General features: G+C 73.4%; 23 protein-coding genes. 14 read left to right on the forward strand and 9 right to left on the reverse strand.

Going from position 1 to position 24,735, the window contains the following annotated elements:
• Positions 1–189 precede the first annotated feature (189 nt).
• The 3 genes from ACQ1X7_RS08815 to ACQ1X7_RS08825 all read right to left on the reverse strand — a co-directional run bounded on the left by ACQ1X7_RS08815 (position 190) and on the right by ACQ1X7_RS08825 (position 3,491).
• Positions 190–1,857 carry an amidohydrolase gene (locus tag ACQ1X7_RS08815; RefSeq protein WP_432477808.1) on the reverse strand — a complete coding sequence of 556 codons (1,668 nt, stop codon included), beginning with the start codon at positions 1,855–1,857 and terminating at the stop codon, positions 190–192.
• Positions 1,858–1,948: 91 nt separating this feature from the next.
• A complete protein-coding gene (locus ACQ1X7_RS08820; RefSeq protein ID WP_432477809.1) occupies positions 1,949–2,443 on the reverse strand; it encodes an inorganic diphosphatase in 495 nt (164 codons plus the stop codon).
• A 100-nt stretch (positions 2,444–2,543) separates the two neighbouring features.
• Complete coding sequence (locus tag ACQ1X7_RS08825) at positions 2,544–3,491, reverse strand: LysR family transcriptional regulator (protein ID WP_432477810.1); 948 nt, start codon at positions 3,489–3,491, stop codon at positions 2,544–2,546.
• A 73-nt stretch (positions 3,492–3,564) separates the two neighbouring features.
• Between ACQ1X7_RS08825 and ACQ1X7_RS08830 the strand changes: the two genes are divergently transcribed.
• From ACQ1X7_RS08830 to ACQ1X7_RS08865, 8 genes are all read left to right on the forward strand, one after another.
• Complete coding sequence (locus ACQ1X7_RS08830; RefSeq protein ID WP_432477811.1) at positions 3,565–5,601, forward strand: FAD-dependent oxidoreductase; 2,037 nt, start codon at positions 3,565–3,567, stop codon at positions 5,599–5,601.
• Positions 5,602–5,611: 10 nt separating this feature from the next.
• Positions 5,612–6,874: an aromatic ring-hydroxylating oxygenase subunit alpha gene (locus tag ACQ1X7_RS08835; protein WP_432477812.1), complete on the forward strand. Its 1,263-nt coding sequence runs from the start codon at positions 5,612–5,614 to the stop codon at positions 6,872–6,874.
• Complete coding sequence (locus ACQ1X7_RS08840; RefSeq protein WP_432477813.1) at positions 6,871–7,926, forward strand: 2Fe-2S iron-sulfur cluster-binding protein; 1,056 nt, start codon at positions 6,871–6,873, stop codon at positions 7,924–7,926. Before ACQ1X7_RS08835 ends, ACQ1X7_RS08840 begins: the two co-directional genes overlap by 4 nt.
• Positions 7,927–8,665: 739 nt before the next feature.
• Positions 8,666–8,920: a M24 family metallopeptidase gene (locus tag ACQ1X7_RS08845; RefSeq protein WP_432478335.1), complete on the forward strand. Its 255-nt coding sequence runs from the start codon at positions 8,666–8,668 to the stop codon at positions 8,918–8,920.
• Positions 8,921–8,955: 35 nt separating this feature from the next.
• Positions 8,956–9,432 (forward strand): pyridoxamine 5'-phosphate oxidase family protein, encoded by a 477-nt coding sequence (locus tag ACQ1X7_RS08850; RefSeq protein ID WP_432477814.1) that lies wholly within the window; start codon positions 8,956–8,958, stop codon positions 9,430–9,432.
• Positions 9,433–9,525: 93 nt separating this feature from the next.
• On the forward strand, positions 9,526–11,112 hold the full coding sequence (locus ACQ1X7_RS08855; protein WP_432477815.1) for a DHA2 family efflux MFS transporter permease subunit: 1,587 nt from the start codon (positions 9,526–9,528) through the stop codon (positions 11,110–11,112).
• Positions 11,113–11,114: 2 nt separating this feature from the next.
• A complete protein-coding gene (locus ACQ1X7_RS08860; RefSeq protein ID WP_432477816.1) occupies positions 11,115–11,336 on the forward strand; it encodes a hypothetical protein in 222 nt (73 codons plus the stop codon).
• A gap of 41 nt (positions 11,337–11,377) precedes the next feature.
• Positions 11,378–11,947, forward strand: coding sequence for an SACE_7040 family transcriptional regulator (locus ACQ1X7_RS08865; protein ID WP_432477817.1), 570 nt, complete (start codon positions 11,378–11,380; stop codon positions 11,945–11,947).
• A 53-nt stretch (positions 11,948–12,000) separates the two neighbouring features.
• On the opposite strand, the gene ACQ1X7_RS08870 is transcribed toward ACQ1X7_RS08865, so the two are convergent.
• From ACQ1X7_RS08870 to ACQ1X7_RS08880, 3 genes are read right to left on the reverse strand one after another with little or no spacing between them, the layout of a single operon-like run.
• On the reverse strand, positions 12,001–12,348 hold the full coding sequence (locus ACQ1X7_RS08870; protein WP_432477818.1) for a TraR/DksA family transcriptional regulator: 348 nt from the start codon (positions 12,346–12,348) through the stop codon (positions 12,001–12,003).
• Entirely contained in the window at positions 12,345–13,010 is a 666-nt protein-coding gene (locus ACQ1X7_RS08875; RefSeq protein WP_432477819.1) for a hypothetical protein, read from the reverse strand. The genes ACQ1X7_RS08870 and ACQ1X7_RS08875 overlap by 4 nt, the downstream gene beginning before the upstream one ends.
• Entirely contained in the window at positions 13,010–15,688 is a 2,679-nt protein-coding gene (locus ACQ1X7_RS08880; protein ID WP_432477820.1) for a DEAD/DEAH box helicase, read from the reverse strand. Before ACQ1X7_RS08880 ends, ACQ1X7_RS08875 begins: the two co-directional genes overlap by 1 nt.
• A gap of 164 nt (positions 15,689–15,852) precedes the next feature.
• Between ACQ1X7_RS08880 and ACQ1X7_RS08885 the strand changes: the two genes are divergently transcribed.
• Together ACQ1X7_RS08885 and ACQ1X7_RS08890 are read left to right on the forward strand one after the other, a co-directional pair.
• On the forward strand, positions 15,853–16,488 hold the full coding sequence (locus ACQ1X7_RS08885; protein ID WP_432477821.1) for a ClpP family protease: 636 nt from the start codon (positions 15,853–15,855) through the stop codon (positions 16,486–16,488).
• The gene (locus ACQ1X7_RS08890; protein ID WP_432477822.1) at positions 16,485–17,072 is read left to right on the forward strand and encodes a ClpP family protease; all 588 of its coding nucleotides are present in this window, start codon (positions 16,485–16,487) and stop codon (positions 17,070–17,072) included. The genes ACQ1X7_RS08885 and ACQ1X7_RS08890 overlap by 4 nt, the downstream gene beginning before the upstream one ends.
• Here ACQ1X7_RS08890 and ACQ1X7_RS08895 read toward each other — a convergent pair whose 3' ends face one another.
• Entirely contained in the window at positions 17,073–17,426 is a 354-nt protein-coding gene (locus tag ACQ1X7_RS08895) for a helix-turn-helix domain-containing protein (protein WP_432477823.1), read from the reverse strand.
• A gap of 71 nt (positions 17,427–17,497) precedes the next feature.
• Between ACQ1X7_RS08895 and ACQ1X7_RS08900 the strand changes: the two genes are divergently transcribed.
• From ACQ1X7_RS08900 to ACQ1X7_RS08915, 4 genes are all read left to right on the forward strand, one after another.
• Positions 17,498–18,673, forward strand: a complete 1,176-nt coding sequence (locus ACQ1X7_RS08900) for a dipeptidase (RefSeq protein ID WP_432477824.1) — start codon at positions 17,498–17,500, stop codon at positions 18,671–18,673.
• A gap of 68 nt (positions 18,674–18,741) precedes the next feature.
• Entirely contained in the window at positions 18,742–19,746 is a 1,005-nt protein-coding gene (locus tag ACQ1X7_RS08905; protein ID WP_432477825.1) for a Bug family tripartite tricarboxylate transporter substrate binding protein, read from the forward strand.
• Between the two features lie 12 nt (positions 19,747–19,758).
• A complete protein-coding gene (locus tag ACQ1X7_RS08910; protein WP_432477826.1) occupies positions 19,759–20,307 on the forward strand; it encodes a tripartite tricarboxylate transporter TctB family protein in 549 nt (182 codons plus the stop codon).
• A 1-nt stretch (position 20,308) separates the two neighbouring features.
• The gene (locus tag ACQ1X7_RS08915) at positions 20,309–21,832 is read left to right on the forward strand and encodes a tripartite tricarboxylate transporter permease (RefSeq protein ID WP_432477827.1); all 1,524 of its coding nucleotides are present in this window, start codon (positions 20,309–20,311) and stop codon (positions 21,830–21,832) included.
• A 100-nt stretch (positions 21,833–21,932) separates the two neighbouring features.
• On the opposite strand, the gene ACQ1X7_RS08920 is transcribed toward ACQ1X7_RS08915, so the two are convergent.
• Both ACQ1X7_RS08920 and ACQ1X7_RS08925 read right to left on the reverse strand, forming a co-directional pair.
• Positions 21,933–24,011, reverse strand: coding sequence for a RecQ family ATP-dependent DNA helicase (locus tag ACQ1X7_RS08920; protein WP_432477828.1), 2,079 nt, complete (start codon positions 24,009–24,011; stop codon positions 21,933–21,935).
• A 156-nt stretch (positions 24,012–24,167) separates the two neighbouring features.
• On the reverse strand, positions 24,168–24,683 hold the full coding sequence (locus ACQ1X7_RS08925; RefSeq protein ID WP_432477829.1) for a hypothetical protein: 516 nt from the start codon (positions 24,681–24,683) through the stop codon (positions 24,168–24,170).
• Positions 24,684–24,735 lie beyond the last annotated feature (52 nt).

Raw genomic sequence — 24,735 nt, forward strand, 5'->3', positions numbered from 1 at the left:
CGGATTCGAGAGCGGCGTGGGCGGTGGCGATTGCGGGTTGGGTGCGACTGCCGCGGCGTACGTCCCCGCCAGGTCCGCGTCCTCGGCCAGCAGCGGGTCGAAGCATTCCGGCGGGTCGGCCTCGATGATCCGCACCGTCGCCCCGGGTGGAGCGCCGCCACCGGCGGCGGGGACGTACCCGCGATACTGCTAGTCCCGGTGGAAGACCTCCGACCCCCGCGACCAGGCGGACACCGGCTCCGCGGAGCCGATGTCGTCCTCGTGGAGGTCGTAGGGGTCCCGGTCCAGCACGACGATGTCCGCCGAGGCGCCGACCCGGAGGTTCCCCGAGTCCTCCTGGTGGTTCGCGTGGGCCGCGCCGCTGGTGTAGGCCTGCAGCGCCTGGGTCAGCGTGAGGCCCTGGTCGTCGCGCATGGGGGGTTCCTCGTCACTCTCGTCGGTGTGCCGCGAGGAACGGTTCACCAGCACGTGGATGCCCTCCATCGGCTCGGGCGGGTTGATCGGCCAGTCGGAGCCGCCCGCCACGAGGGCGCCGCTGTTGACGATGTCGGCGAACGGGTACTGCCAGTCCAGCCGCTCCTGGTCGAGGAAGGGCTCCACCATCTGCACGGCGGGGGTGTGGTAGCGGGCCCACATGCCCTCGACGTTGGCGATTGCGCCGAGCAGCCGGAACCGGTTGCGGTCCCGGGGTGCCACCAGCTGCAGGTGCGCGAGCTGGTGGCGCTGGTGGCTCCAGCCGTTGCGCCGCCGCGCTGCCGCGATCGCGTCCAGCGAGGTGCGGACCGCCCGGTCGCCCAGCGCGTGGAAGTGCGCCTGGAACCCAGCGGCGTCGAGGGCGACGACGGCGTCGTCGAGCTGGTCGGGCTCGAGGAAGGTCAGGCCGCGCTCGCCACCATCGCAGGGGCAGCGGGCGCCGCCGAGGTACGGCTCGTCCACCGCCATCGTGAACGTCTCGGAGACCCCGTCGACCATGAGCTTGACCGAGCCTGCGTCCAGTCCTGCCTCGGCGAGCCGCTCGCGCTCCGCCTCGAGCTCCTCGACCTGCTCCACGCCGCGGTGCCGGTCCCACCACAGCGCCAGCCGTACACGTGCGGTGAGGTCGCCGTCGTCGACGAGGTCGAGGTAGGCCTGCGTCGGGTTGTCGATCCCGGCGTAGCCGCCCACCAGCGCGTCCTGCCAACCCACGATCCCCCACGAGTGCAGGTGCGCCTGGGCGTCGCGCAGCGCCGCGCGCTTCTCCTCGCGGGTGGTGTCGACGAGCCGGTGCACCAGCAGGGCAGCGGCCTCGCGCAGGGTACCGGTCGGGTGCCCGTGCTCGTCCCGTTCGATCCACCCGTCCGGGGGGTCGGGGGTGTGGCGGTCGATGCCGGCGAGCTCCAGGGCCCGCGTGTTGACCCACGCGTTGTGGTGGTCGTTGCTGGGCAGGAAGGCCGGCCGGTGGGGCACGACCCGGTCGAGCAGCTCGGCGGTCGGGCCCGTCCGCTGATCGAAGTGCTCGAGGGACCAGCCACCGGCGCGGAACCAGGTGTCGCCGCCCTGGGCGTCGCGCTGCTCCGCCACGGCACGGGCGATGGCGTCGAGGCACTCCTCGGCGCTGCCGCACTCGGTGAGCAGCCCACTGCGCAGCTCGAGGCCGCCGATCAGCGGGTGGATGTGCGCGTCGTGGAAGGCGGGCATCACCAGGCCACCGTCCGCGTCGTACTCCTCGACCCTGCGAGAGGCTCCCGACATGTCCTCGCGCACCTTGTCCAGGGGCCCCACCGCGTGGATCATGCCGCCACGCACGCCCACCGCGTGGTCGTGGTGGTAGTGCAGGCCGTCGAAGAGCCGCCCGTTGGCGAAGATCACGTCGTTCACGGCTGTCCCGTTCGTTCGGAGGGGTGCGGTGTCGCGGCCGGGGGCCGATCACCGTGGCGCAGAGGCGCGCGTGCCGCCTCGGTCCGCCGGGTCAGTGGAGCCACTCCCGGACAGCCGCATCGCGGTCGAGGTGGTCCACCACCTCGCACTTGCCGGGCTCCAGCATCCGGTACGCCGCGAAGAAGGCGTCCAGCTCGTCCAGTGCGTTCGTGGGAAGGTCGGTCAGCCCCCGCAGATGATCCTGATGATGGTCCTGATCGGGAACGCAGAGCAGCTTGGTCTCCGTCTCCTCACCACTCCGGATCACGAAGGCGCCCAGCACCCGTGCGATCATGTGCACGCCCGGGTAGGTCGGCTCGTCGCACAGGACGAGGGCGTCGAGCGCGTCGCCGTCCTCGGCCTCGATGCCCACGACGTACCCGTACTCGCCGGGAAAGCCCGCCGGGCCGCCGACCCGCCGGTCGAACCAGATGACGCCGTCGTCGTCCTGCTCGAACTTGTTGCGACCACCTCGGGGGATCTCGACCACCACCTCGACGAGCCCCTCGGCGTGCAGCTCGGACCGGCCTCGTCGCTCGTCTCCCATGCCGGCCGATCATGCCTGCCGCCCTGGGCGGAGACGGGGGCGGGTACGCACCACGGCGCACTCCACGCCCGGCGGTCGAGCCCCTGGTCCCTCGTCCCCGTCACTGGTCAGGGGGCGTGCTACCGGCACCGCCCGGCAGTTCGGCGCGGCGGGTGAGGGCGACGTCTTCCAAGGCGGCGAGAGCGGTGGCGATGGCGGGTTGGGCCCGGGATCCGCGGCGTACGCCGGTCAACAGGTGGCGCGCGGGCGTCGGGTCGCCGCGGAGGGGGACGCGGGCGAGGGAGTAGTCGGCGGGGAGGCGGGCCAGGCGGGGGATGAGCGCGATGCCGAGGCCGGCGGAGACGAGGGCGGCGCCGGTGTCCCACTCGGTGGCCTGGTGGGCGATGCTCGGGGTGAAGCCGGCGGCGGCGCAGGCCGTGACGACCAGCTGGTGGTACGCCGTGCCGGGGCGGTCCATGATCCAGTGGTCGCCCGCGACCTGCTCCAGCAAGACCGACTGCTCGCCCGCCAGCGGGTGGTCGGCGGGGAGCAGCAGGTCGAGGGGGTCGTCGAGCAGCGGTTCCTGCTCGAAGCGCGGGTCGTCGCTCGGGGGCAGCGAGGCCGTCGCCACCACCACCGCCAGGTCCGCGTCGTCGGCCAGCAGCAGGTCGAAGCACTCCGCCGGGTCGGCCTCGATGATCCGCACCGTCGCCCCCGGGTGCAGCGCCGCCACCCGCGCCGCCACCGGCGGCAGCAGCGCCGCCGCCGCGGTCGAGAATCCGCACAGCCGCAGCGACCCCACCGCCCGGTCGCCGGTCGCCGCGAGCTCGGCCCGCACCTCCTCCCACCGCGCGAACAGCTCCTCGGACCGCGCCAGCAGCAGCCGCGCCGCCGGCGTCAGTCGTACGCCGCGCCCCTCCCGCGCCAGCAGCGGTACGCCGAGCTCGCGGGCCAGGCTGCGCAGCTGGTGGGAGACCGCCGACGGGGTGTAGCCGAGCGCCTCGGCGGCCGCGGTCACCGTGCCCCGTGACGCGACCATCCGCAGCACCTGCAGCCGGTGGTCGATCATGCAACCAGTTTGCACGATGCCGTGGACGAACGTTTGCTTCTCCTCACGAGTGCCGCGGCCTCACACTCAAGGTGTGCGTGCCTTCGACCCACTGCTGGAGCCCTTCGAGCTCCGCGGCGTCCGGCTGCGCAACCGAGTGGTCAGCACCTCCCACGAGCCGGCGTACGCCGAGGACGGGATGCCGAAGGACCGCTACCGGCTCTACCACCTCGAGAAGGCCCGCGGCGGCGTCGGGCTGACCATGATCGGCGGCTCCGCGGTCATCTCGCCGGACAGCCCGCCGTCGTTCGGCAACCTGCTGCTCTACCGCGACGAGGTCGTCCCGTGGCTGCGCCGGCTCACCGACGACGTGCACGAGGCCGGTGCCGCGGTGATGTGCCAGGTCACCCACCTCGGGCGGCGTACCTCCAACTACTCCGGCGACTGGCTGCCGCTGGTCTACCCCTCGCGGCTCCGCGAGCCCGCCCACCGCTCGTTCCCCAAGGTCGCCGAGCCCTGGGACATCGACCGGATCGTCCGCGACTACGCCGACGCCGCCGCCCGCTGCCGCGAGGCCGGGCTCGACGGCATCGAGATCCAGCACTACGGCCACCTGCTCGACGCCTTCCTGTCCCCAACGACCAACCGTCGCGACGACGAGTACGGCGGCGACCTCGACCACCGGCTCGCCTTCCCGCGGCGGGTGATCACCGCCGTGCGCGAGGCGGTCGGGCCGGACTTCGTGGTCGGCATCCGGATGTCGATGGACGAGGACCGGGCCGACGGCCTCCGGCGGGAGGAGGCGTTGGAGGCCTTGCGCCGCTACACGGAAGACGGGATCGACTTCCTCAGCGTCATCAAGGGCACCATCGAGAGCGACGCCACGCTGACCAGGGTGATCCCGTCGATGGGGACGCCGAGCGCGCCGTTCCTCGACTTCGCCGGCGAGATCCGGGCCGCGGTCGACGTCCCGGTCATGCACGCCTCGCGGATCGCCGACGTCGCCACCGCCCGCCACGCCGTCCGCGCCGGCCTGCTCGACCTGGTCGGCATGACCCGGCCGCAGATGGCCGACCCGCACCTGGTCGCCAAGACGATGCGCGGCGAGGAGGACCGGATCCGGCCCTGCGTCGGCGCCAACTACTGCCTCGACGCGATCTACGAGTCCGGCGACGCCAAGTGCCTCCACAACCCCGCCACCGGCCGCGAGCAGACGCTGCACCACGTGGTCCCGCCCGCCCCCGCGGCGAAGAAGGCCGTCGTCGTCGGCGCCGGCCCGGCCGGGCTCGAGGCCGCGCGCGTCCTCGGTGAGCGCGGCCACGACGTCGTCGTCCTCGAGGCGGGCAGCCACCCCGGCGGCCAGGTGCTGCTCGCCGCGGCCGCCCCGCGCCGCCGCGACCTGATCGGCATCGTCGACTGGCGGGTCAGCGAGGCCAAGCTCACCGGCGTCGAGCTCCGCTTCGGGGTGTACGCCGAGGCGGCCGACGTGCTGGCCCTCGACCCGGACGTCGTCGTCATCGCGACCGGCGGGATGCCCGACCGGTCCTTCCTCGCCCACGGCGAGAACCTCGTGCTCGACACCTGGGACGTGATGTCGGGCGACGCCCGGCCGCGCGGCGACGTGCTGGTCTACGACGACAACGGCGCCGAGCCCGCCCTCGACGCCGCCGAGCTGCTCGCCGTCCACGGTGCGCGGGTCGAGCTGATCACGCCCGAGCGCGCGCTCGCCCCGGCCGTCGGCGGCATGAACTCCCCCGCCTACCTGCGCGCCTTCGCCGAGCACGACGTGCAGGTCACGCTGGCCCGCCGGCTGCACGGCGTACGTCGCGAGGGCGGGCAGCTGGTCGCCGAGCTGGTCAGCGACTACGTCGACGGCGTCGTCGAGCGGACCGTCGACCACGTGGTCGTCGAGCACGGGACGGTCCCGGTCGACGACCTCTACCTCGAGCTGGTGCCGTCGTCGACCAACCTCGGCGAGGTCGACCACCCGGCGCTGCTGGCCGGCCGGCCGCAGCAGGTCGCGACCAACCCCGAGGGCCGGTTCCAGCTGTTCCGGATCGGCGACGCCGTCGCCAGCCGCAACATCCACGCCGCGACGTACGACGCGCTCCGGCTGTGCCAGGCGATCTGAGGAGGGACGCATGACGACGTTCGCCGAGCGCGAGACCACCACCGACGTACGAGCGCTGCTGGACCGACGCGTGCCGGGGCGACCGCTCGAGGCGCCGTTCTACCTCAGCCAGGAGGTCCACGACCTCGACGTCGCGGCGGTCTTCGGGCGGCAGTGGCTCTACGTCACGACCGAGGCCGAGGTGAAGCACCCCGGCGACTACGTCACCGTCGAGGTCGGGCCGTGGTCGGTGATCGTGGTGCGCGACGACGACGGGCAGGTCCGGGCGCTCCACAATGTCTGCCGCCACCGCGGCTCGCGGGTGCTCCACGAGGAGCGCGGGTCGGTCGGCACCATGGTCTGCGGCTACCACCAGTGGACCTACGCCACCGACGGGACGCTGCTTCACGCCGGCGAGCAGGCGCCCGGGTTCGACCCGTCGTGCTTCGGCCTCAAGCAGGTGGCGGTGCGGGTGGTCGAGGGGCTGGTGCTGGTCTGCCTGGCCCCGGACCCGCCGGACGACGTCGACGACGTGATCGGCCGGATCGCGCCGTACCTCGCGCCCCACCAGCTGTGCCGCACCAAGGTGGCCGCCCGGGAGGACCTGGTCGAGCACGGCAACTGGAAGCTCGTCATGGAGAACAACCGCGAGTGCTACCACTGCGAGGCCGGCCACCCCGAGCTCACCTGCACCTTCTTCCCGACCTACGGCTACTCGATCGACGAGCTGCCCGACCGGCTGCTGCCCGTGCACGCGCGCTACCTGCGGGCCGAGCGCGAGCTGGAGCGGGCCTGCGACGAGCGCGGGATGCCGTACGCCGCGATCGAGGAGATCTCCGGGCGGACGACGGCGTTCCGCGTCCAGCGCGAGGCGCTCGACGGGGCGGGCGAGTCCTACACGACCGACGGCGCCCGTGCGTCCACGAAGCTGCTCGGCGACCTCGACGTCTTCAAGCTCGGCCGGCTCTCGCTGCACCTCCAGCCGAACGCCTGGTTCCACTTCCTCGCCGACCACGCCGTGCTCTTCCAGGTCCTGCCGCTCGCTCCCGACCGGACGCTCGTGCGCACGACGTGGCTGGTGCACGAGGACGCCGTCGAGGGCGTCGACTACGACCTCGACCGGCTGACCGAGGTCTGGCACCACACCAACGCGCAGGACGGCACGCTCGTCGCCCGCGCCCAGGCCGGCGTCGCCAGCCCGGCGTACGAACCGGGGCCCTACGCCCCCAACGAGTACCAGGTCGACGGCTTCGTCACCTGGTACGTCGAGCGGCTCCGGGAGCACCTGGCATGACAGACCTGCTCGCCCCTGAGGTCGACCGGGGGGCGCCGGTCGACGAGCGGCTGGTGTGCGTGGCGGTGGAGGACGTCACGCACGACGTCCGCAGCTTCACCTTCGAGCGGGCCGACGGCTCGGCGGTCGCCTTCGAGCCCGGGCAGTACCTCACCTTCACCGTCGAGGTCGACGGCGTCGAGCACCAGCGCTGCTACACGATCGCGTCGTCGCCGGCGCACGCCCACCGGCCGACGATCACGGTCAAGCGGACGCCGGACGGACCCGTGTCGGGCTGGCTGCACGACCGGTTCGGCGTCGGCGACTCGCTGACGGCCACCGGCCCGCACGGCCGGTTCAGCTCCGTGCAGCACCCGGCCGAGAAGTACCTGTTCCTCTCGGCGGGCAGCGGCATCACGCCGCTGATGTCGATGACCCGCGCCCTGCACGGCTCGGCGGGCCCGGCCGACGTCGTCTTCGTGCACAGCGCACGGTCGCCGCGCGACATCATCTTCCGCGACGAGCTCGAGGTGGTCGCGGGGACGCCGGGGTTCGAGGTAACGGTCGTCTGCGAGACCGCCGACGACGAGTGGGCCGGCGCCACCGGGCTGCTCGGGCTGCGCACCCTCCTCCGGGTCGCGCCCGACCTCCACGAGCGCGAGGTCTTCACGTGCGGACCGCCGGCGTACATGACCGCCGTCCGCGAGGCGCTCAACCTCGCCGGCGTCGACCCGGAGCGGTGCCACGAGGAGAGCTTCGACCTCGCCGCCCGCGGAGCCGAGCACGCCGTCGCCGCGGCGCCCAGCGGGCCGACGTACGCCGTGACGTTCGGCCGCAGCGGCCTCACCGTGCCGTGCGGGGAGTCCGAGACGCTGCTCGACGCCGCGCTGCGCGCAGGCCTGCGGCCGCCGTCGATGTGCCGCGAGGGGATCTGCGGCACCTGCCGGACCTCGCTCGTCGAGGGGCAGGTCGACCTGAGGCACGCCGGCGGCATCCGCGACCGCGACGTCGAGCAGGGCGAGATCCTGCTGTGCTGCTCGCGTCCCTGCGGCGACCTCGTCGTCGACGGATGACCGCCGTGGTCGCCACCCTGCCCGAGGTTCCGGGGTTTCGAGGCTCGGCGCTGGCGCGCCTCGCACCTCAACCTCCCGAAACGCTGGCGCGCCTCGCACCTCAACCTCCGGAAACGCTGGCGCGCCTCGCACCTCAACCTCCGGAAACGCTGGCGCGCCTCGCACCTCAACCTCCGGAAACGCTGGCGCGCCTCGCACCTCAACCTCCGGAAACGCTGGCGCGCCTCGCACCTCAACCTCCGGAAACGCTGGCGCGCCTCGCACCTCAACCTCCGGAAACGCTGGCGCGCCTCGCACCTCAACCTCCGGAGCCTTCGGTGGTTGAGGAGGGCCGCCAGGCCCGTCTCGAAACCACCCACGGCAGAACATCCGGTCGTGGTGGTTTCGAGCCCATCGAGACGGGCGCAGAGCGCCCTCCTCAGGAACCAACGGTTGCTGCGCAACCTCCTCAACCTCCGGAAACGCTCGCGCGCCCCACACCTCAAGCTCCGGTGGTGTTTCCGGGTTTCGAGGCTCGCTTCGCTCGCACCTCAACCTCCGAGGAGCGGCGGGGGCATCGGAGGTTGAGGTGCGAAGGCCCCCCGGGCCTGAGCCTCGAAACCCCCGCAAGGGGGCAGGGCGGTGAGCGCGCTCGACGTCACGGTCGACAACGGACTCACCGTCGACCCGGTGCACCGGCGAGCAGCGACGGCTGTACGCCGCGTCGTTCGAGGACCTCGGCCGACGGCTGGGGCCGCTGCTGCCCCAGGAGTTCCGCGCCCAGCGCTACCCCTTCATCGCCCACGGGACCGGACTGGTCGACGAGTACCCGTGCGTGAACTTCACCGACCACCACGACGGCGAGCTCGAGGCCGGCATGGTGATGAGCATCGAGTCGTACGTCGGCGCGGTCGGCGACGCCGAGGGGGTGAAGCTGGAGGAGCAGGTGGTGATCACCGCCGACGGTCCCGAGGTGCTGTCGGCGGCGCCGTACGACGAGCGGCTGCTGGCCTGATCCACCCTTTCGGGTGCAGACCTACCGTCGAGGGCATGACACATGACGGAGACCAGCAGCAGCTCGTGGAGCTGATGCGCGACATGCCGATCGCGATGTTCACCACCTTCGGCGCCGGCGGCCCCCGCACCGTCCCGATGGCGCGACAGGAGGTCGACGCCAGCGCGGAGATGTGGTTCATCACCGCCCGCAGCACCCAGCACACGCACGACCTCACCGTCGACCCGCGGGTCGCGCTCTCGTTCTCCTCGCGCAGCGCGTGGGTCGCGCTGACCGGCAAGGCGTACGTCGTCGACGACACGGCCAAGCTGCAGGAGCTCTGGAACACCTTCGCCGAGGCCTGGCTGCCCGGTGGCCCGGAGGACCCCGAGGCACTGCTGATCCGGGTCGACGTCGAGCGCGCCGAGTACTGGGACACCCCCGGTGGCAAGGTCGCCTCGTTGATCAGCTTCGCGAAGACGAAGCTCACCGGCGACACCTACGACGCCGACCACGGCGTCGTACAGCCCTGACCCAGGGGATCTCCGGCCCGGCGTGACGCACCGCACTCCGGGGCGAGACCAAAGTCGGTCGTGCGGGAGCCCGACTGTTCCTAGGATTTCCCGGTGAGCACCGAGATCCTCCCCGACCCCTCCACCGACCCGACCGACGGTCCGTCGACCGACCGGCTCGACCGCAAGGTCCTGCTCGTCGCCGGCGTGGTGGTGCTGGGCGCGATCATGTCGATCCTCGACATCACCGTCGTGTCCGTCGCGCTCGACACGTTCCAGCGCGAGTTCGACGCGACGTCCGCCGAGGTCGCGTGGACCATGACCGGCTACACGCTGGCCCTCGCCAGCGTGATCCCGCTGACCGGCTGGGCGGCCGACCGCTTCGGCACCAAGCGGCTCTACGTGCTGGCGGTCGCCCTCTTCACCGCCGGTTCGGTGCTCTGCGCGGCCGCCACCAGCCTGGAGATGCTGGTGCTGTTCCGGGTCATCCAGGGCCTCGGCGGCGGCATGCTGATGCCGCTCGGCATGACGATCCTGACCCGCGCCGCCGGCCCGCACCGGGTCGGCCGCGTGATGGCCGTGCTCGGCATCCCGATGCTGCTCGGCCCGATCTTCGGTCCGATCCTCGGCGGCTGGCTGATCGAGGCGGCGTCGTGGCACTGGATCTTCCTGATCAACCTGCCGATCGGCATCGCCGCCCTCACCTACGCCTGGGTCGTGCTCCCGCGCGACCACGTCGAGCCCTCGGAGACCTTCGACTGGGTCGGCATGCTGCTGCTCTCCCCGGGCCTGGCCGCCTTCCTGTACGGCGTCAGCTCGGTGCCCGAGGCCGGCACCGTGTGGGACGCCGAGGTGCTGCTGCCCGCGGTCGCGGGCCTGGTCCTGATCGCCGCCTTCGTCCCGTGGGCGCTGGCCCGCCGCAACGCCCACCCACTGGTCGAGCTGCGGCTGTTCCAGAACAGCCGGATGACCGTCGCCGTCGTCGCGATGGCGTTGTTCGCGATCGCGTTCTTCGGCGCCAGTCTGCTGTTCCCGCTCTACTTCCAGCAGGTGCGGGGCGAGTCGCCGCTGGGGGCCGGTCTGCTGCTGGCGCCGCAGGGACTGGGCGCGATGGTGACCATGCCGATCGCCGGCTTCCTCGCCGACAAGCGCGGCCCGGGACGCGTGGTGCTGGCCGGCATCACCACCGTGACCATCGGGATGGCGCTGTTCACCCAGCTCGGGGCCGACACGTCGTACGCCTACATCCTGGGCGCGCTGTTCGTGATGGGGCTCGGCATGGGCGCCACCATGATGCCGATCATGTCGGCGGCCCTGCAGACGCTCACCGACCACAACATCGCCCGTGGCTCGACCCTGATGAACATCACCCAGCAGGTGGCCGCCTCGATCGGGACCGCCCTGTTCTCGGTGATCCTCACCAACGAGCTCAAGGACTCCCCGGAGGTCGCCGCGGGTGCCGCGCTGGCCGAGGCCGGTGGTGACCCCGGTGCGGTCGGGGCGATCGCCGAGCGGCTCGGGGTCACCCCGGACCAGCTGCAGGCGCTGGCCGCACAGGCCCCGGCCGCGATGGCCGACGCCTTCGCGACCGTGTTCGTGGTCGGCACCATCCTCGTCGGGTGCTGCCTGATCCCCGCGTTCTTCCTGCCGCGGAAGCCGGCCGAGGAGCCGGTCGACCCCACAGTGCTGGCGAGCCACTGACCGTGCCCCGCGGCGACGACGCCCTCGCGGCGGACCCCTACGACTGGCAGGTGACGGCCGCCGGCGCCGTACGGGTCTTCCGCGGCGGACGGCTGGTCGCGACCGTCGGCGGCCAGCCGGCGGCCCGCCTCGCGGCACGGCTGCGGGGTGCCGGCGAGGCGGAGGCGCAGCAGCTGCTGGCGCGGGCGACCGGCCACTACCGGCACGGCAACGAGCGTCGGTGAGACGTCACGTCGACCGGGTTAGCGGGCGCTAACCTGTGGCCATGACGACCGAGGCGGTGAGCCGGCGCGAGCAGGTGCTGGCGACCGCGGCCGACCTGTTCGCGGCCCGGGGCTTCCACGGAGTCTCGGTCGCCGAGATCGGGGCGGCGTGCGGGATCTCGGGCCCCGCCCTCTACAAGCACTTCCCGTCCAAGGACGCGATCCTCGCCGAGATGCTGGTGGCGATCAGCGAGGAGCTGCTCGGCGTCGGGCGCGAGCGGGTGGCCGACGCCGCCGACGGCGAGGCGGCCGTCCGGGCGCTGGTCGCCTGGCACGTCGACTTCGCCCTCCGGCGGCGCCCGCTGATCGTGGTGCAGGACCGCGACTGGGAGTCGCTCCCGCCCGACGCGCGGGAGCAGGTGCGGACCCTGCAACGCGCGTACGTCGATGTGTGGGCCGGTGCGCTGCGGCGGGTCCACCGCGGGCTGCGGACCGACCGGGCGCGCGCGATGGCCCACGCGGCGTTCGGCCTGATCAACTCCACGCCCCACAGCGCGCTGGTGCCCGAGCCCCAGATGCGCGAGCTGCTGACCGGGATGGCTCTCTCCGCCCTCGGGGTCGGGCCGGCCTGATCGCCGCGTGTGCCTGAGGACGGCGTCCTGGTCGTTCTCAGGCACACGCGGCCTCACACGGGGTGGATCCGGGCGCAGGCGATGCAGAGCCGGACCTCCGGACGGGCCTCGAGCCGCTCGCCGGCGATCGGCCCGCCGCAGCGCTCGCACGTCCCGTAGGTGCCGGCCTCGAGCCGGCGTACGGCGGCGTCGAGCTCCGCCAGCCGGTCGCGTGCCTGGCGCACGAGGGCGTCGACCTGCGAGCGCTCGAAGGCGATGGTGTGCCCCTCGGGGTCGTGCTCGTCGTCGGCGTTGGTGTCGAGCGAGGCCGCCACCACCGCGTCGAAGTCGTCGGTCAGCGCGGCCAGCCGTCGCAGCTCCTGCTCGCGGGCCGCCCCGAGGGCACGGCCCGGATCGCTCACCACAGGTGGTCCAGGGAGGCGTCGGGGTCGTCGAGCAGCTCGAGCAGCCGGCCCGCGCGGCGGGCGGCGTCGGCGGCGACGTCGAGGTCGGTGGCGCCGCGGTCGGCCGGCTCGGAGAGGGCGTGCAACCGGGCCAGCAGGTCGTCGCGGCCGACCCCGCGGAGCGCGAGCAGCACGAACGGGTCGGCCTCGATCAGCCAGGTCAGCTGCTGGAGCACGGCGAGGGCGTGGTGGCACGGGTCGGCCCACGGCTCGCAGGTGCAGCGGGTGGCCAGCTCACCCCCGAACGGCAGCAGCTCGACGCCGGACTCCTCGGCGTGCTCGACGAGGGGGTGGGGGAGGTCGCCGCCGAGCAGGGCGGCGATCCGCCCCGACTCCGCGGCCACCACCTCGGTCAGCGCCGCCGACCCGGCCGGGTCGAGCTCCGGCAGGCCGCCACTGACGGTGAGCACGTCGTCGCCCTCCTCGACGGCGGCCACGAACCGGCCCGGCTCGACGGTGATCCCCCCGACCCGGCCGGCGCGGGCGAGCCGCCGCCCGCGCACCAGGTCCTCCTCGGCGTACGCCGCCTCCTCGACCGCGCGGACCCACGCCTTGCCCCACCAGGTGCGGGCCCGGGCGGCCCCGGCCGGTCGTGGGGCCAGCCGGGCGTGGGTGGCCATCACGTCGCCCCCGGCTCGCTGCGCAGGGTCACCAGGTCGCGCAGCTCGGCGTCGCTCAGCTCGGTGAGGGCGCCCTCGCCGGAGACCAGCACCGCGTCGGCGAGCGACCGCTTGCGGGCCAGCAGCTCGGCGATGCGCTGCTCGATGGTGCCGGTCGTGGTCATCCGGTGGACCTGCACCGGCCGGGTCTGGCCGATCCGGTGGGCCCGGTCGCTGGCCTGCTCCTCGACCGCGGGGTTCCACCACCGGTCGAAGTGGACGACGTGGTCGGCCCGGGTGAGGTTGAGGCCCGTGCCGCCGGCCTTGAGCGACAGCAGGAACACCGGCACCTCGCCGGACTGGAAGCGGGCGACCATCCGCTCCCGCTCGGCGACCGGGGTGCCGCCGTGGAGCAGCTGGTGGGGCACGCCCTGCTGCGACAGGTGGTCGGCGAGCAGCCGGGCCATCGCGACGTACTGACTGAAGACCAGGACCGCGCCCTCCTCGGCGAGGACGGTCCCGACGATCTCGTCGAGCAGGTCGGTCTTGTCCGACGCCCGGCGCAGCGACCCCTGCTTGAGGAAGTGGGCGGGGTGGTTGCAGATCTGCTTGAGGCCGGTGAGCATCGCCAGCACCAGGCCCCGGCGGGTGCTCTCGTCGGCCCGCTCGATCCGTTCGAGGCAGTCGCGGACGTAGGCCTCGTAGAGCACGACCTGCTCGCGGGTGAGGGACAGCAGGTGGTCGGTGTCGGTGCGCGGCGGCAGCTCCGGGGCGATGCCGGGGTCGGACTTGCGGCGCCGCAGCAGGAACGGCGCGACCAGCTCCCGGAACCGGGCCGTCACCGCCGGGTCGACCCCGGCCTCGATGGGCGCCGCCCACACCCGGCGGAAGGCGTTGCGGCTGCCGAGCAGGCCGGGGGTCGCCCAGTCGAGGATCGACCACAGCTCGGTCAGGTCGTTCTCGACGGGGGTGCCGGTGAGCGCGACCCGCGCGACGCTCGGGATCCGGCGCAGCGCGCGGGCGGTGGCGGACCGGGCGTTCTTGACGTGCTGGGCCTCGTCGGCGACCACGAGGTCCCACGCAACCTCGGCGAGCGCCTCGTGGTCCCGCCTCATCGTGCCGTAGGTGGTCAGCACGAACGACGCGCCGACCCCGTCGGTCCCGGACAGGTCGCGGCGGGCGCCGTGGAACCGGCGTACGGGGACGCCCGGCGCGAACCGCTCGATCTCGGCCTGCCAGTTGCCGAGCAGCGAGGCCGGGCACACGACCAGGGTCGGGCCGGAGCCCGACTCGCGGGCGGCCCGGTGGAGCGCGAGGGCGATCAGGGTGACCGTCTTGCCGAGCCCCATGTCGTCGGCGAGGCAGGCGCCGAGGCCGAGGGAGGTGAGCTGGTCGAGCCAGGTCAGGCCGTGGCGCTGGTAGTCGCGCAGCGTCGCCTCCAGCGCGGCGGGCGGCTCGACCGGCTCGCGGGTGGCCGCGGTCATCAGCTGCTCGCGGACCCGGAGCAGGCTGGCGCCGACGATCACCTCGCTCGCTCCCACGTCGGAGCCCTCGTCGACCTCGGCGACGCCCGACAGCGCCGCGGCGACGGCCTGCGCCGGGGTGGCGGTGCGGATCAGCCGTCGCCGGGCCTTGCGGGCGAGGGCAGGGTCGACGACCGCCCACTGGCCGCGCAGCCGGAGCAGCGGGGACGCCGCGTGGGCCAGGGCGTCCATCTCCTCGGGCGTGAGCGGGTCGCCGTGGAGCGCGACCTGCCAGCGGAAGTCGAACAGCGCCTCCTGGGTGAGCACGCCGCTCTGGAGCGGCTCCTCGCGGACCGGCCCGTCGCCGAGCGTACGCCGGTCGAGGACGGCGGTGGCGGTGAGGTCGCGGCCCAGGCTGCGCGGCCACATCACGTCGACCCCACGGTCGGCCAGGGCGGCGACTCCTTCGTCGAGCAGGCTGACCAGCTCGTCGGTGTCGAGCACGACCTGGTCGGGGACCCTCAGCTCCAGCAGCCGGTCGAGCACCGGCCACGCGTCGGCAGCGGACCGCAGCGCGATCCCGGCGTGGGTCCGGGCCCGTTCCCCGAACCCGTGGTCGACCCCCTCGCCGGTCCAGAGCAGCGCGGCGTCGCAGACCCGCATCGGGTCCTGCTCGTCGTGCACCTGGGGCACCACCCGGACCGCGCCGGCCGCCAGCTCCTCCTCGTCGGCCTCGATCCGCAGCGAGATCCGGACCAGCTGCGCCAGGTCGCGCTGCGCCTCGGGGTCGTGGCGCCGGAGCCGGCGTTCGAGCCGCTCGTGGAACGACACCCGCGACGCCGGCGCGGCCGGTCGAGACGGCGACGGCGCACTGCGGGGCAGCGCGTCGACGACCGCGGCCACCACGTCGTGCACCAGCCGGGCCACCCCGGGGTCGTCGCCGGCGAGCAAGCGGGCCTGGTCGTCGTCAGCGGCGGAGGGGGTCGGCCGCCACCGCCCCTCGCCGGGCTCGAAGGCGCCGGCCGCCACGATCCGCATCCCGAGCAGCGCGGCGCCGGCGATCAGCCGGACGCTCTCGTGGGCCTCCTCGCGCGCCGGCGCGCGGGTCAGGACCGGCAGCGCCCCCCGGATCGGCAGCGCGACCGTACGTCGGCCGTCACTGAACTCCACCACGCTCTCGCGCGGGGTGTCGGCGGCCGTGAAGACGGCCGGCCCGGTGACGGGGACGAAGCTCACGCAGCAGGACCTCTGGTCGGGGACGGGCGGCGAGTGACCGAGACGCTAACGCGCCGCGCCGACAGATCGTTCCCGCCGCGGACGAGGGGTCGTGCTGCCACGGGCAGATCCGCTCCGGGCAGCACGCACTGGTGCGGAGGGTGCCCGTCGGGGAGGTTCGGGACATGACCGACGAAATCCGACCACCGCTCCTGGGCCGGCGTACCGCCGAGGACCTGCTCGAGCACCGGATCCTGCTGCTCGACACCCCCCTCGACGACGAGATCGGCGCGATGCTGTGCGCCCGGATGGTGCTGCTCGCGACCGACGACCCGACCACCGACATCAGCCTCTGGATCAACTCCCCCGGCGGCTCGGTGACCGCGATGCTCGCGATCGCCGACACCATGCGCCTGGTGCCCAACGACGTCTCCACGGTCGTGCTGGGCATGGCCTACAGCGCCGGGCAGTTCCTGCTCTGCTGCGGCACCGCCGGCAAGCGCTACGCGCTCCCGCACTCGAAGGTGCTCCTGCACCAGGGCTCGGCCGGCATCGGCGGCAGCGCCCCCGACATCGAGCTCCAGGCCGACGACCTGCGCCGGATGCGGGACACCGTGATCGGCATCATCGCCGACCGCACCGGGCAGACCCCGGAGCAGGTCTTCGAGGACTCGCTCCGCGACCACATGTTCACGGCCGAGGAGGCCCGGGCGTACGGCTTCGTCGACGAGGTGGTCGCCGACCTGACCCAGCTGCGCCCGACGCCCCGGCGTACGACGGGGCTGACCGCCGCGCCGACCACGACGGGAGCCGCCCGGTGAGCACCTACACGATCCCGAACGTCGTGAGCCGGACCCCGCGGGGCGACAAGGTGATGGACGTCTACAGCCGGCTGCTCGAGGAGCGCATCGTCTACCTCGGCACCGAGATCGACGACGGCGTCGCCAACGCGCTGATCGCGCAGGTCCTGCACCTGGAGTCCGAGGCCCCCGACTCGCCCATCAACCTCTACATCAACTCACCGGGCGGCTCGATCACCGCCACCTTCGCCCTCTACGACACGATCCGCTACAGCCGCGCCCCGGTGGCGACCACCTGTGTCGGCCAGGCGTTCGCCAGCACGGCGCTGCTCCTCGCCGCGGGCGCCCCCGGTCAGCGGTCGGTGCTCCCGCACGCGCGGGTACTGCTGCACCAGCCGAGCGGACAGGGGCGCGGCACCATCCCCGACCTGATCCTCGCGGCCGACGAGATCCTGCAGGTGCGCGCCGAGATGGAGGAGGCGCTCAGCCTGCACACGGGTCAGGACGTCGAGACCCTGCGCCGGGACACCGACCGGGACCGGATCCTCCGGGCACCCGAGGCGGTCGACTACGGGCTGGCCGACCAGGTGATCAGCAGCCGGTGATCACGCGGCGAGCGCGAGCGCGAGCGGGGTCCCGCTCCGGTGCCCGGCCGTCGCCGGGCCCGGCACGGACAGCCGCCGGGCCACGCCGGCGGTGAGGTCGAGCAGGGTGAGGTCCAGGGCGCCGGCGACGGCGGAGAGCACCTCGGAGCTGGGCTCCTTGCGGCCCCGCTCGACCTCGGAGAGGTACTGCGTCGACACGCCCGCACGCCCGGCGGTCTCGCTCAGCTTCTCGCCGCGCTCGTGCCTGCGGTCGCGCAGCAGCTGCCCGACGGCCTCGCGCCAGAGCGGCTCGACGGCCCGGGGCTCGCTGCTCCCCGGCTCGACGACGGGTCGGATCGGCACCAGGTCACCCATGGCGCGATGCTAGGCCGGGCAGGGCGGCAGGTCCCGCGGTTCTGCTGAGAGCAGAACCTAGGGTGTCGGCCATGGACCTCGGAGACCTGTTGCGCCGCCACCCCGTCGTCGACGGCCACAACGACCTGCTGTGGCAGGCCCGCACGCAGGTGGGCTACGACTTCGACCGGCTCGACGTGGGTGGTCACACGCCGACGACCCACACCGACCTGCCGCGGCTGCGCGAGGGCGGGGTCGGGGGCCAGTTCTGGTCGGTCTACGTGCCGACGGTCCTGGAGGGCCACGAGGCGGTCACCGCCACGCTCGAGCAGGTCGACGGCGCCCACCGGCTGATCGAGAGGTACGCCGACCGGCTGGCCCTCGCCACCACGGCCGACGAGGTCGAGGCCACCTGGCGGGACGGCCGGATCGCCTCCCTGCTCGGCGCCGAGGGCGGCCACTCGATCGGCTGCTCGCTGGGCGCGCTGCGGATGCTGCACACGCTCGGCGTCCGCTATCTCACCCTCACCCACAACGACAACACCCCGTGGGCCGACTCGGCCACCGACGAGCCGGTCGTCGGTGGGCTGTCCCGGTTCGGGGTCGAGGTGGTCCGGGAGATGAACCGGCTCGGGACGATGGTCGACCTCTCCCACGTGGCCGCGACGACCATGCGGTCCGCGCTCGACGCGACGGACGCGCCGGTGGTGTTCTCCCACTCCTCCGCCCGGGCGGTCACCGACCACCCGCGCAACGTGCCCGACGACGTCCTCGAGCAGCTCCCGGGCAACGGCGGGGTGTGCATGGTGACCTTCGTCCCGGCGTTCGTCAGCCAGGCCTGCGCCGACTGGGACCTCGGGTTCCGCCGGCTCTGCGCCGAGCAGGGCGTCGACCACCTCGAGGCAGAGAGCCAGGCCCTGGGTGAGGCCTACCGGCGGGACCACCCGGAGCCCACCGCCACCGTCGACGACGTCGTCGCCCACTGCGATCACGTGCGCGAGGTCGCGGGCGTCGAGCACATCGGGCTGGGCGGCGACTACGACGGCACCGAGACCCTGCCCGAGGGGCTCGACGACGTCACCGGCTACCCGCGGCTCCTCGCCGCGCTGGCGGAGCGCGATTGGTCCGAGGACGACCTGTCCCGGCTCACCAGCCGCAACGTGCTGCGCGTGATGCGCGACGTCGAGGCGACCGCCCGCGACCTCTCGGCCGGCCGCGGTCCCTCGCTCGCCACCCTCGAGGAGCTCGACGGGCGTCCCGCCACCTGAGCGACCGTGGACGCCGCCGTCGCGCGGTGGGAGGGTGACCCCGTCACGCACGTCTCGGAGGTGACCCCATGAGTGAGTCCGGCTCGCAGGTCCGGCGGCTGCTGCCCTTCGCCCTGGCCGGCGTGCTCGCCGTCGTGCTGGTCGTCGTCAGCATCACCCGCAGCGAGCCCAGCCAGGCCGCCCAGGAGCTGCTGGACGGCGAGCAGATGAAGATCATGGCGCCCGCCGACCCCGGCGGCGGCTGGGACAGCACCGCCCGGGAGATGCAGGCCAGCCTGCAGGACCTGGTCGGCCGCACCGAGGTCTACAACGTCGGCGGGGCCGGCGGCACGATCGGGCTCAGCAACTTCCGCAACCTCGAGGGCCAGCCCAGCCAGCTGATGGTGATGGGTCTGGTGATGGTCGGCGCGATCGCCGCCAACGACTCCGCGGTCACCCTCGACGACGTCACCCCGATCGCCGAGCTCACCACCGAGAGCCTGGTGATCGTGGTGCCGGGCGACTCCGACATCCGGACCATCGACGACCTGGTCGCCGAGCTCGAGCAGGACGTCGGCTCCGTGTCGTGGGCCGGCGGCTCCGCGGGCGGCGCCGAGCAGATCCTCGCCGGGCTGGTCGCCCAGGACCTCGACCTCGACCCCGCCGAGGTCAACTACATCGCCCACGACGGCGGCGGCGAGGCGATCGCCACGCTGCTGTCGGGGAGCGCCACGGCCGGCCTCAGCGGCGTCTCGGAGTTCCTGCCCCAGATCGAGTCCGGCGACCTGCGCGCGATCGCGGTGTCCGGGACCGAGCAGGTCGAGTCGCTGCCCGACGTACCGACGCTCCAGGAGTCCGGTGTCGACGTCGAGCTCACCAACTGGCGCGGCGTCGTCGCGCCGCCCGGCATCACCAGCGGCGAGCGCCAGGCCCTCGTCGACCTGATGACCGACATGACCGAGAGCGAGGAGTGGGACGAGGCGCTCGCCCGCCAGGGGTGGACCCCGTCGGTCAAGACCGGCGACGACTTCTCGCAGTTCCTCGACAGCGAGGTCGACCGGGTCGACGACGTCATCGCCGAGCTCGGACTCTAGGAGCAGAACGCCGTGCCACCGAAGAAGCGGAACCGGCCCATCAACGTCCGGGGCGACCTGGTGGGCGAGGAGGACGCCGAGCAGCTGCACGTCGAGGACGACCGGACCCAGGCGCTGGCCACCATGGTCTTCGGCCTCGTGCTGCTGGCCCTGTCGGTCGTCGTGCTCGTCCAGGCGGTGCGGCTCGACAACGGCGGCAACGCCGTCGGGCCCGCCACCGTCCCGTGGGTGCTCGGCGGGTCGCTGCTCGTGGTCGGCGTGCTGACCACGGTCCGCGGCCGGCGCGACATGGGGGTCTGGGAGGTCTCGGAGCACACCAGCGGGCAGGACTGGAAACGGCTCGGGCTCCTGCTGGCCGCCCTGGTCGTGTTCGCGATCGTGGTGCCGTTCCTCGGGTACGTCGTCTCCGGCACGCTGCTCTACGGGGTCACCGCCATCGCCCTGGGCGCCCCCCACCGCAGCCAGATGTTCGCGGTCGGCTTCAGCGTCTCCGCGGTGGTCTGGCTGCTCTTCGACGTCGGCATCGGGATCTCGCTCCCGGCCGGGCCCTGGGGGTTCTGACGTGGACGCCCTCTCGATGCTCATCGACGGCTTCGGAGCCGCGCTGACGCCGACCAACCTGTTCCTCGCCCTGCTGGGCGTCACCCTCGGCACCGCCGTCGGCGTACTGCCCGGCATCGGGCCCGCCCTCACGGTGGCGCTGCTGCTGCCGATCACCTTCAAGGTCGACCCGACCGGGGCGCTGATCCTCTTCGCCGGCGTCTACTACGGCGGCATGTACGGCGGCTCCACCACCGCGATCCTGCTCAACACCCCCGGTGAGAGCGCCTCGATGGTGGCCGCCCTCGAGGGCAACAAGATGGCCAGGAGCGGGAGAGCCGCGTCCGCGCTGGCGACCGCCGCCATCGGGTCGTTCGTCGCCGGGACGATCGCCACGATCCTGCTGACCTTCGTCGCGCAGCCGTTCGCCGACATCGCCGTGAGCTTCACACCCGCCGACTACGTCGGCCTGATGGCGATCGCGTTCGTCACCGTGGCGACGCTCCTCGGGAGCTCACCCCTCAAGGGCATCGGCAGCCTGCTGATCGGGCTCACCATCGGGCTGGTCGGGATCGAGAGCCAGAGCGGTCAGGCGCGGCTCACCCTCGGTGTCCCGACGCTCCTCGACGGGATCGACGTGGTGATCGTGGTGGTCGCCCTGTTCGCGATCGGCGAGGTCTTCCAGCACGCCCTGCGCGGCGGCACGACCGGCACCGTCACTCCGCTGCGCGGCAAGGCGGTGCTCAACCGCGAGGAGTGGCGGCGTTCGTGGCCGGCCTGGCTGCGGGGCACGGCGTTCGGGTTCCCGATCGGGGCGCTGCCCGCCGGGGGCGCCGAGATCCCGACGTTCCTCTCCTACGCCGCCGAGCGGAAGCTCTCCAAGCACCCCGAGGAGTTCGGTCACGGCGCGATCGAGGGCGTCGCCGGGCCGGAGGCCGCCAACAACGCCGCCGCCGCCGGTGTGCTGGTGCCGCTGCTCACCCTCGGGCTGCCGACGTCGGCGACCGCGGCCGTGATCCTGACCGCGTTCCAGTCCTACGGGCTCCAGCCCGGGCCGCTGCTGTTCACCGAGTCCGGGCCGCTGGTCTACGCCCTGCTGGCCAGCCTCTACATCGGCAACGTGATGCTGCTGGTGCTCAACCTGCCGCTGGCGAAGGTGTGGGCGCGGCTGCTGCAGGTGCCGGCGTACGCGATCTACGGCGGCATCATGGTCTTCGCGACCCTCGGCACCTTCGCCTCCGGGGGCGGGCTGGCCGACCTGCTGCTGCTCTACGTCCTCGGCCTGCTCGGGGTGTTGATGGCGATGGCCGGCATCCCGCTCGCGCCGGCGGTGGTCGGGCTGATCCTGGGCCCGCTGTTCGAGGTCCAGATGCTGCGCGCCGTGCTGCTCGAGGGCGGCAGCGCGAGCGGCCTGTTCGCCACGCCGCTGTCGATCATCCTGTGGTGCCTCGCGCTGCTCGGCCTGCTCGTCCCGTTCGTGGTGGCGGCCGTACGCCGTCGCCGCGCGGCCCAGCCGGAGCGTTCCGAGGCCGGCGTCCGTGGCTGAGGTCTGCTCGTCGTGCCCGACATCTGTGTCGTCCCCGGCGCCGAACAGCAGCGCGGATGTCGGGTACGACGACAGGGGGCGTCCGCGGTGACGGCAGCAGTCAGCCGCTGAGGGCGAGGACCAGCGGCCGGACCTCGGTGGCGCCTGCGGCGCGGATCGCGCGGGCGGCGAGGGTGGCCGACCAGCCGGTGACCACCTGGTCGTCGACGAGCAGCACCGGCCCCGCCGGGACGTCACCCTCGAGGGCGTGACGCCGTCCGACGGCGCGCACCCGCTGGGCGGAGTTCGCGGCACCACGGCCGGGGTCGACGTCGGGGTCGACGATCGCCCAGCGGGCGGAGACCGGGACCCCGAGGTGACGGGCCACCCCCTCGGCGAGCTCACGCGTGAGGGTCGGACGGGTGGCCGACTCGACGGCGACGACCGCCTCGACCGGCGGGCGCCAGTCGGCCAGCACCTCGAGGACCGCCTTGACCAGCGGCACCGGGACCGGCCCGTCGTCGCCAGCCAGCAGCGAGCGCAGCGCCTGGCCGTGGCCGAGGTCGGTGAGCCGGGCGACCGCCCGGCCCTCCTCCGCCCCGTCGGCGATCCTGCCCTTGAGGTCGATCCCGAGCGTCGCCAGCGCCGTCGGCCACATCTTGCGCGGCTCGACCACGACCCCGGGACGCGCCAGCCGCGCGCCCGCCTCGTCGACGGCCGCCTGGCTGACCGACGCCGACAGGGACAGGCCGCCGCAGTTGTCGCAGCGCCCGCACGGCGCCGCCTCGGGGTCGTCGAGCTGGCGACGCAGGAACTCCATCCGGCAGCCGTCGGTGTCCAGGTAGGCGAGCATCGCCGCCTGCTCGCGCTCCCGGGCCTCGGCCACCCGCCGGTAGCGCTCCTCGTCGTAGGCCCACTCGCGGCCGGTGGCCTCCCAGCCGCCGCGCACGCGGCGTACGGCGCCGTCGACGTCGAGCACCTTGAGCATGGTCTCGAGACGGGTGCGGGACAGCTCGACGTGGGTCTCGAGGGCAGCCGTGGAGAGCGGGCCGTGGTCGGCGAGCGCGGCCAGGGTGTCGCGGACGAGCTGCTCGCGGGGGAAGGCGAGCGAGGCGAAGTAGGCCCAGATGTCGCGGTCCTCGATCGCGGGCAGGAGCACGACGGGGGCGTCGTCGGTGCCGCGGCCGGCACGACCGACCTGCTGGTAGTAGGCGACCGGTGACTGCGGCGCCCCGAGGTTGACGACGAACCCCAGCCGGGCGTCGAAGCCCATGCCGAGCGCACTCGTCGCGACCAGGGCCTTGACCCTGCCCTCGAGCAGGTCCTGCTCGAGGGCGAGCCGCTCGGTGGCCTCGGTCTGGCCGGAGTACGCCGCGACGGCGTGGCCCCGGGAGCGCAGGTAGTCGGCCACCTCCTGGGTCGCGGCCACGGTCAGGCAGTAGACGATGCCGACCCCGGGCTGCTCGGCGAGGTGGTCGGACAGCCAGGCGAGCCGCTGCTGGGCGGTCGTGAGCCGGACGACGCCGAGGCGCAGCGACGCCCGGTCGAGCGAGCCGCGCAGGGTCAAGGTATCGGCACCGAGCTGCTCGGCGACGTCGTCGGTCACCCGCTGGTTGGCCGTCGCCGTCGTGGCGAGCACCGGGATGCCGTCGGGGAGGTCGGCCAGCAGGGTGCGGATCCGGCGGTAGTCGGGCCGGAAGTCGTGGCCCCAGTCGGAGATGCAGTGGGCCTCGTCGACGACCAGCAGCCCGCAGGTGGCCGCCAACCGAGGCAGCACCTCGTCGCGGAAGCCGGGGTTGTTGAGCCGCTCGGGGCTCACCAGCAGCACGTCGACCTCACCCGCGTGGATCTGCTCGTGGATCGGCTCCCACTGCTCGGCGTTGGTGGAGTTGATGGTCACCGCCCGGATCCCGGCCCGCTCGGCGGCCGCGATCTGGTTGCGCATCAGCGCGAGGAGCGGGGAGACGATCACGGTCGGACCCGACCCGCGCGCCCGCAGCAGCAGGGTCGCGACGAAGTAGACCGCCGACTTGCCCCAGCCGGTGCGCTGGACGACGAGGGCCCGGCGGCGGTCGACGACGAGCGCCTCGATCGCGGCCCACTGGTCGTCGTGCAGGACCGCCTCATCGCTGCCGACCAGGGCCCGCAGATGGGCCTCCGCCTGCTGGCGGACCTCGCCCTGCTCCCTGACCTGGCTCACCGGGCCTGTCTACCAGCGGCTCCGGACAACCCGTCGGGCCGGTTCTCTGCCGTGCCCAGCTCGACCCCGAGGCACGCCCAGCTCGACCCCGAGGCGAGCCCAACTCGACCCCGAGGCGAGCCCAACTCGACCCCGAGGCGAGCCCAACTCGACGGCTCAGGCGGCGGGGCCCTTGCTGCGGACGTCGTCGACGGCCGTCATCGCCTCGCGGAGCTCGGCGAGCCAGTCGCCCTCGTGCTGGCCGACCAGCCGGACGCACCACGCCAGCGCGTCGGCCCGCGACCGGGCGACGCCGGACTCGACGAGGGTGTCGAGCACCTGGCGTTGCGGCTGGCGGAGCCGGGTCATCACGGGCGCGGCGACGTGGGTCCACAGCTCCTCGTGGTCACCCACGCGCAGCCCCCACGAGACGGTGCGCTCGTAGCGGTGCTGCGCCTCGCGCGCGATCTTCATGCGCTCCTCGCGGGTGTCCTCGCGGAAGCCGCGGGCCCGACCGGCCCGCGCCTCGGCGGTCGCCACCTCCGACTCCCCGGCGGTCACGTCCTCGATCGTGAGGACGACGGTGACCTCCTCGCGGTCGACCGTCACCCGCGGCGGCTCGACCGTCCACTCCCCGGGCAGGCGGCCGGCGAACCAGCCGGTCACCGCCTCTCGCTGCTCTTCGGTAATCATGATTACATCGTTGCACTCGCCGGGTCGGAAACCAAGGGGAGGTGGCGATGGC

This window comes from Nocardioides sp. GXQ0305, from assembly GCF_050880345.1.
Classification (GTDB): Bacteria; Actinomycetota; Actinomycetes; order Propionibacteriales; family Nocardioidaceae; genus Nocardioides.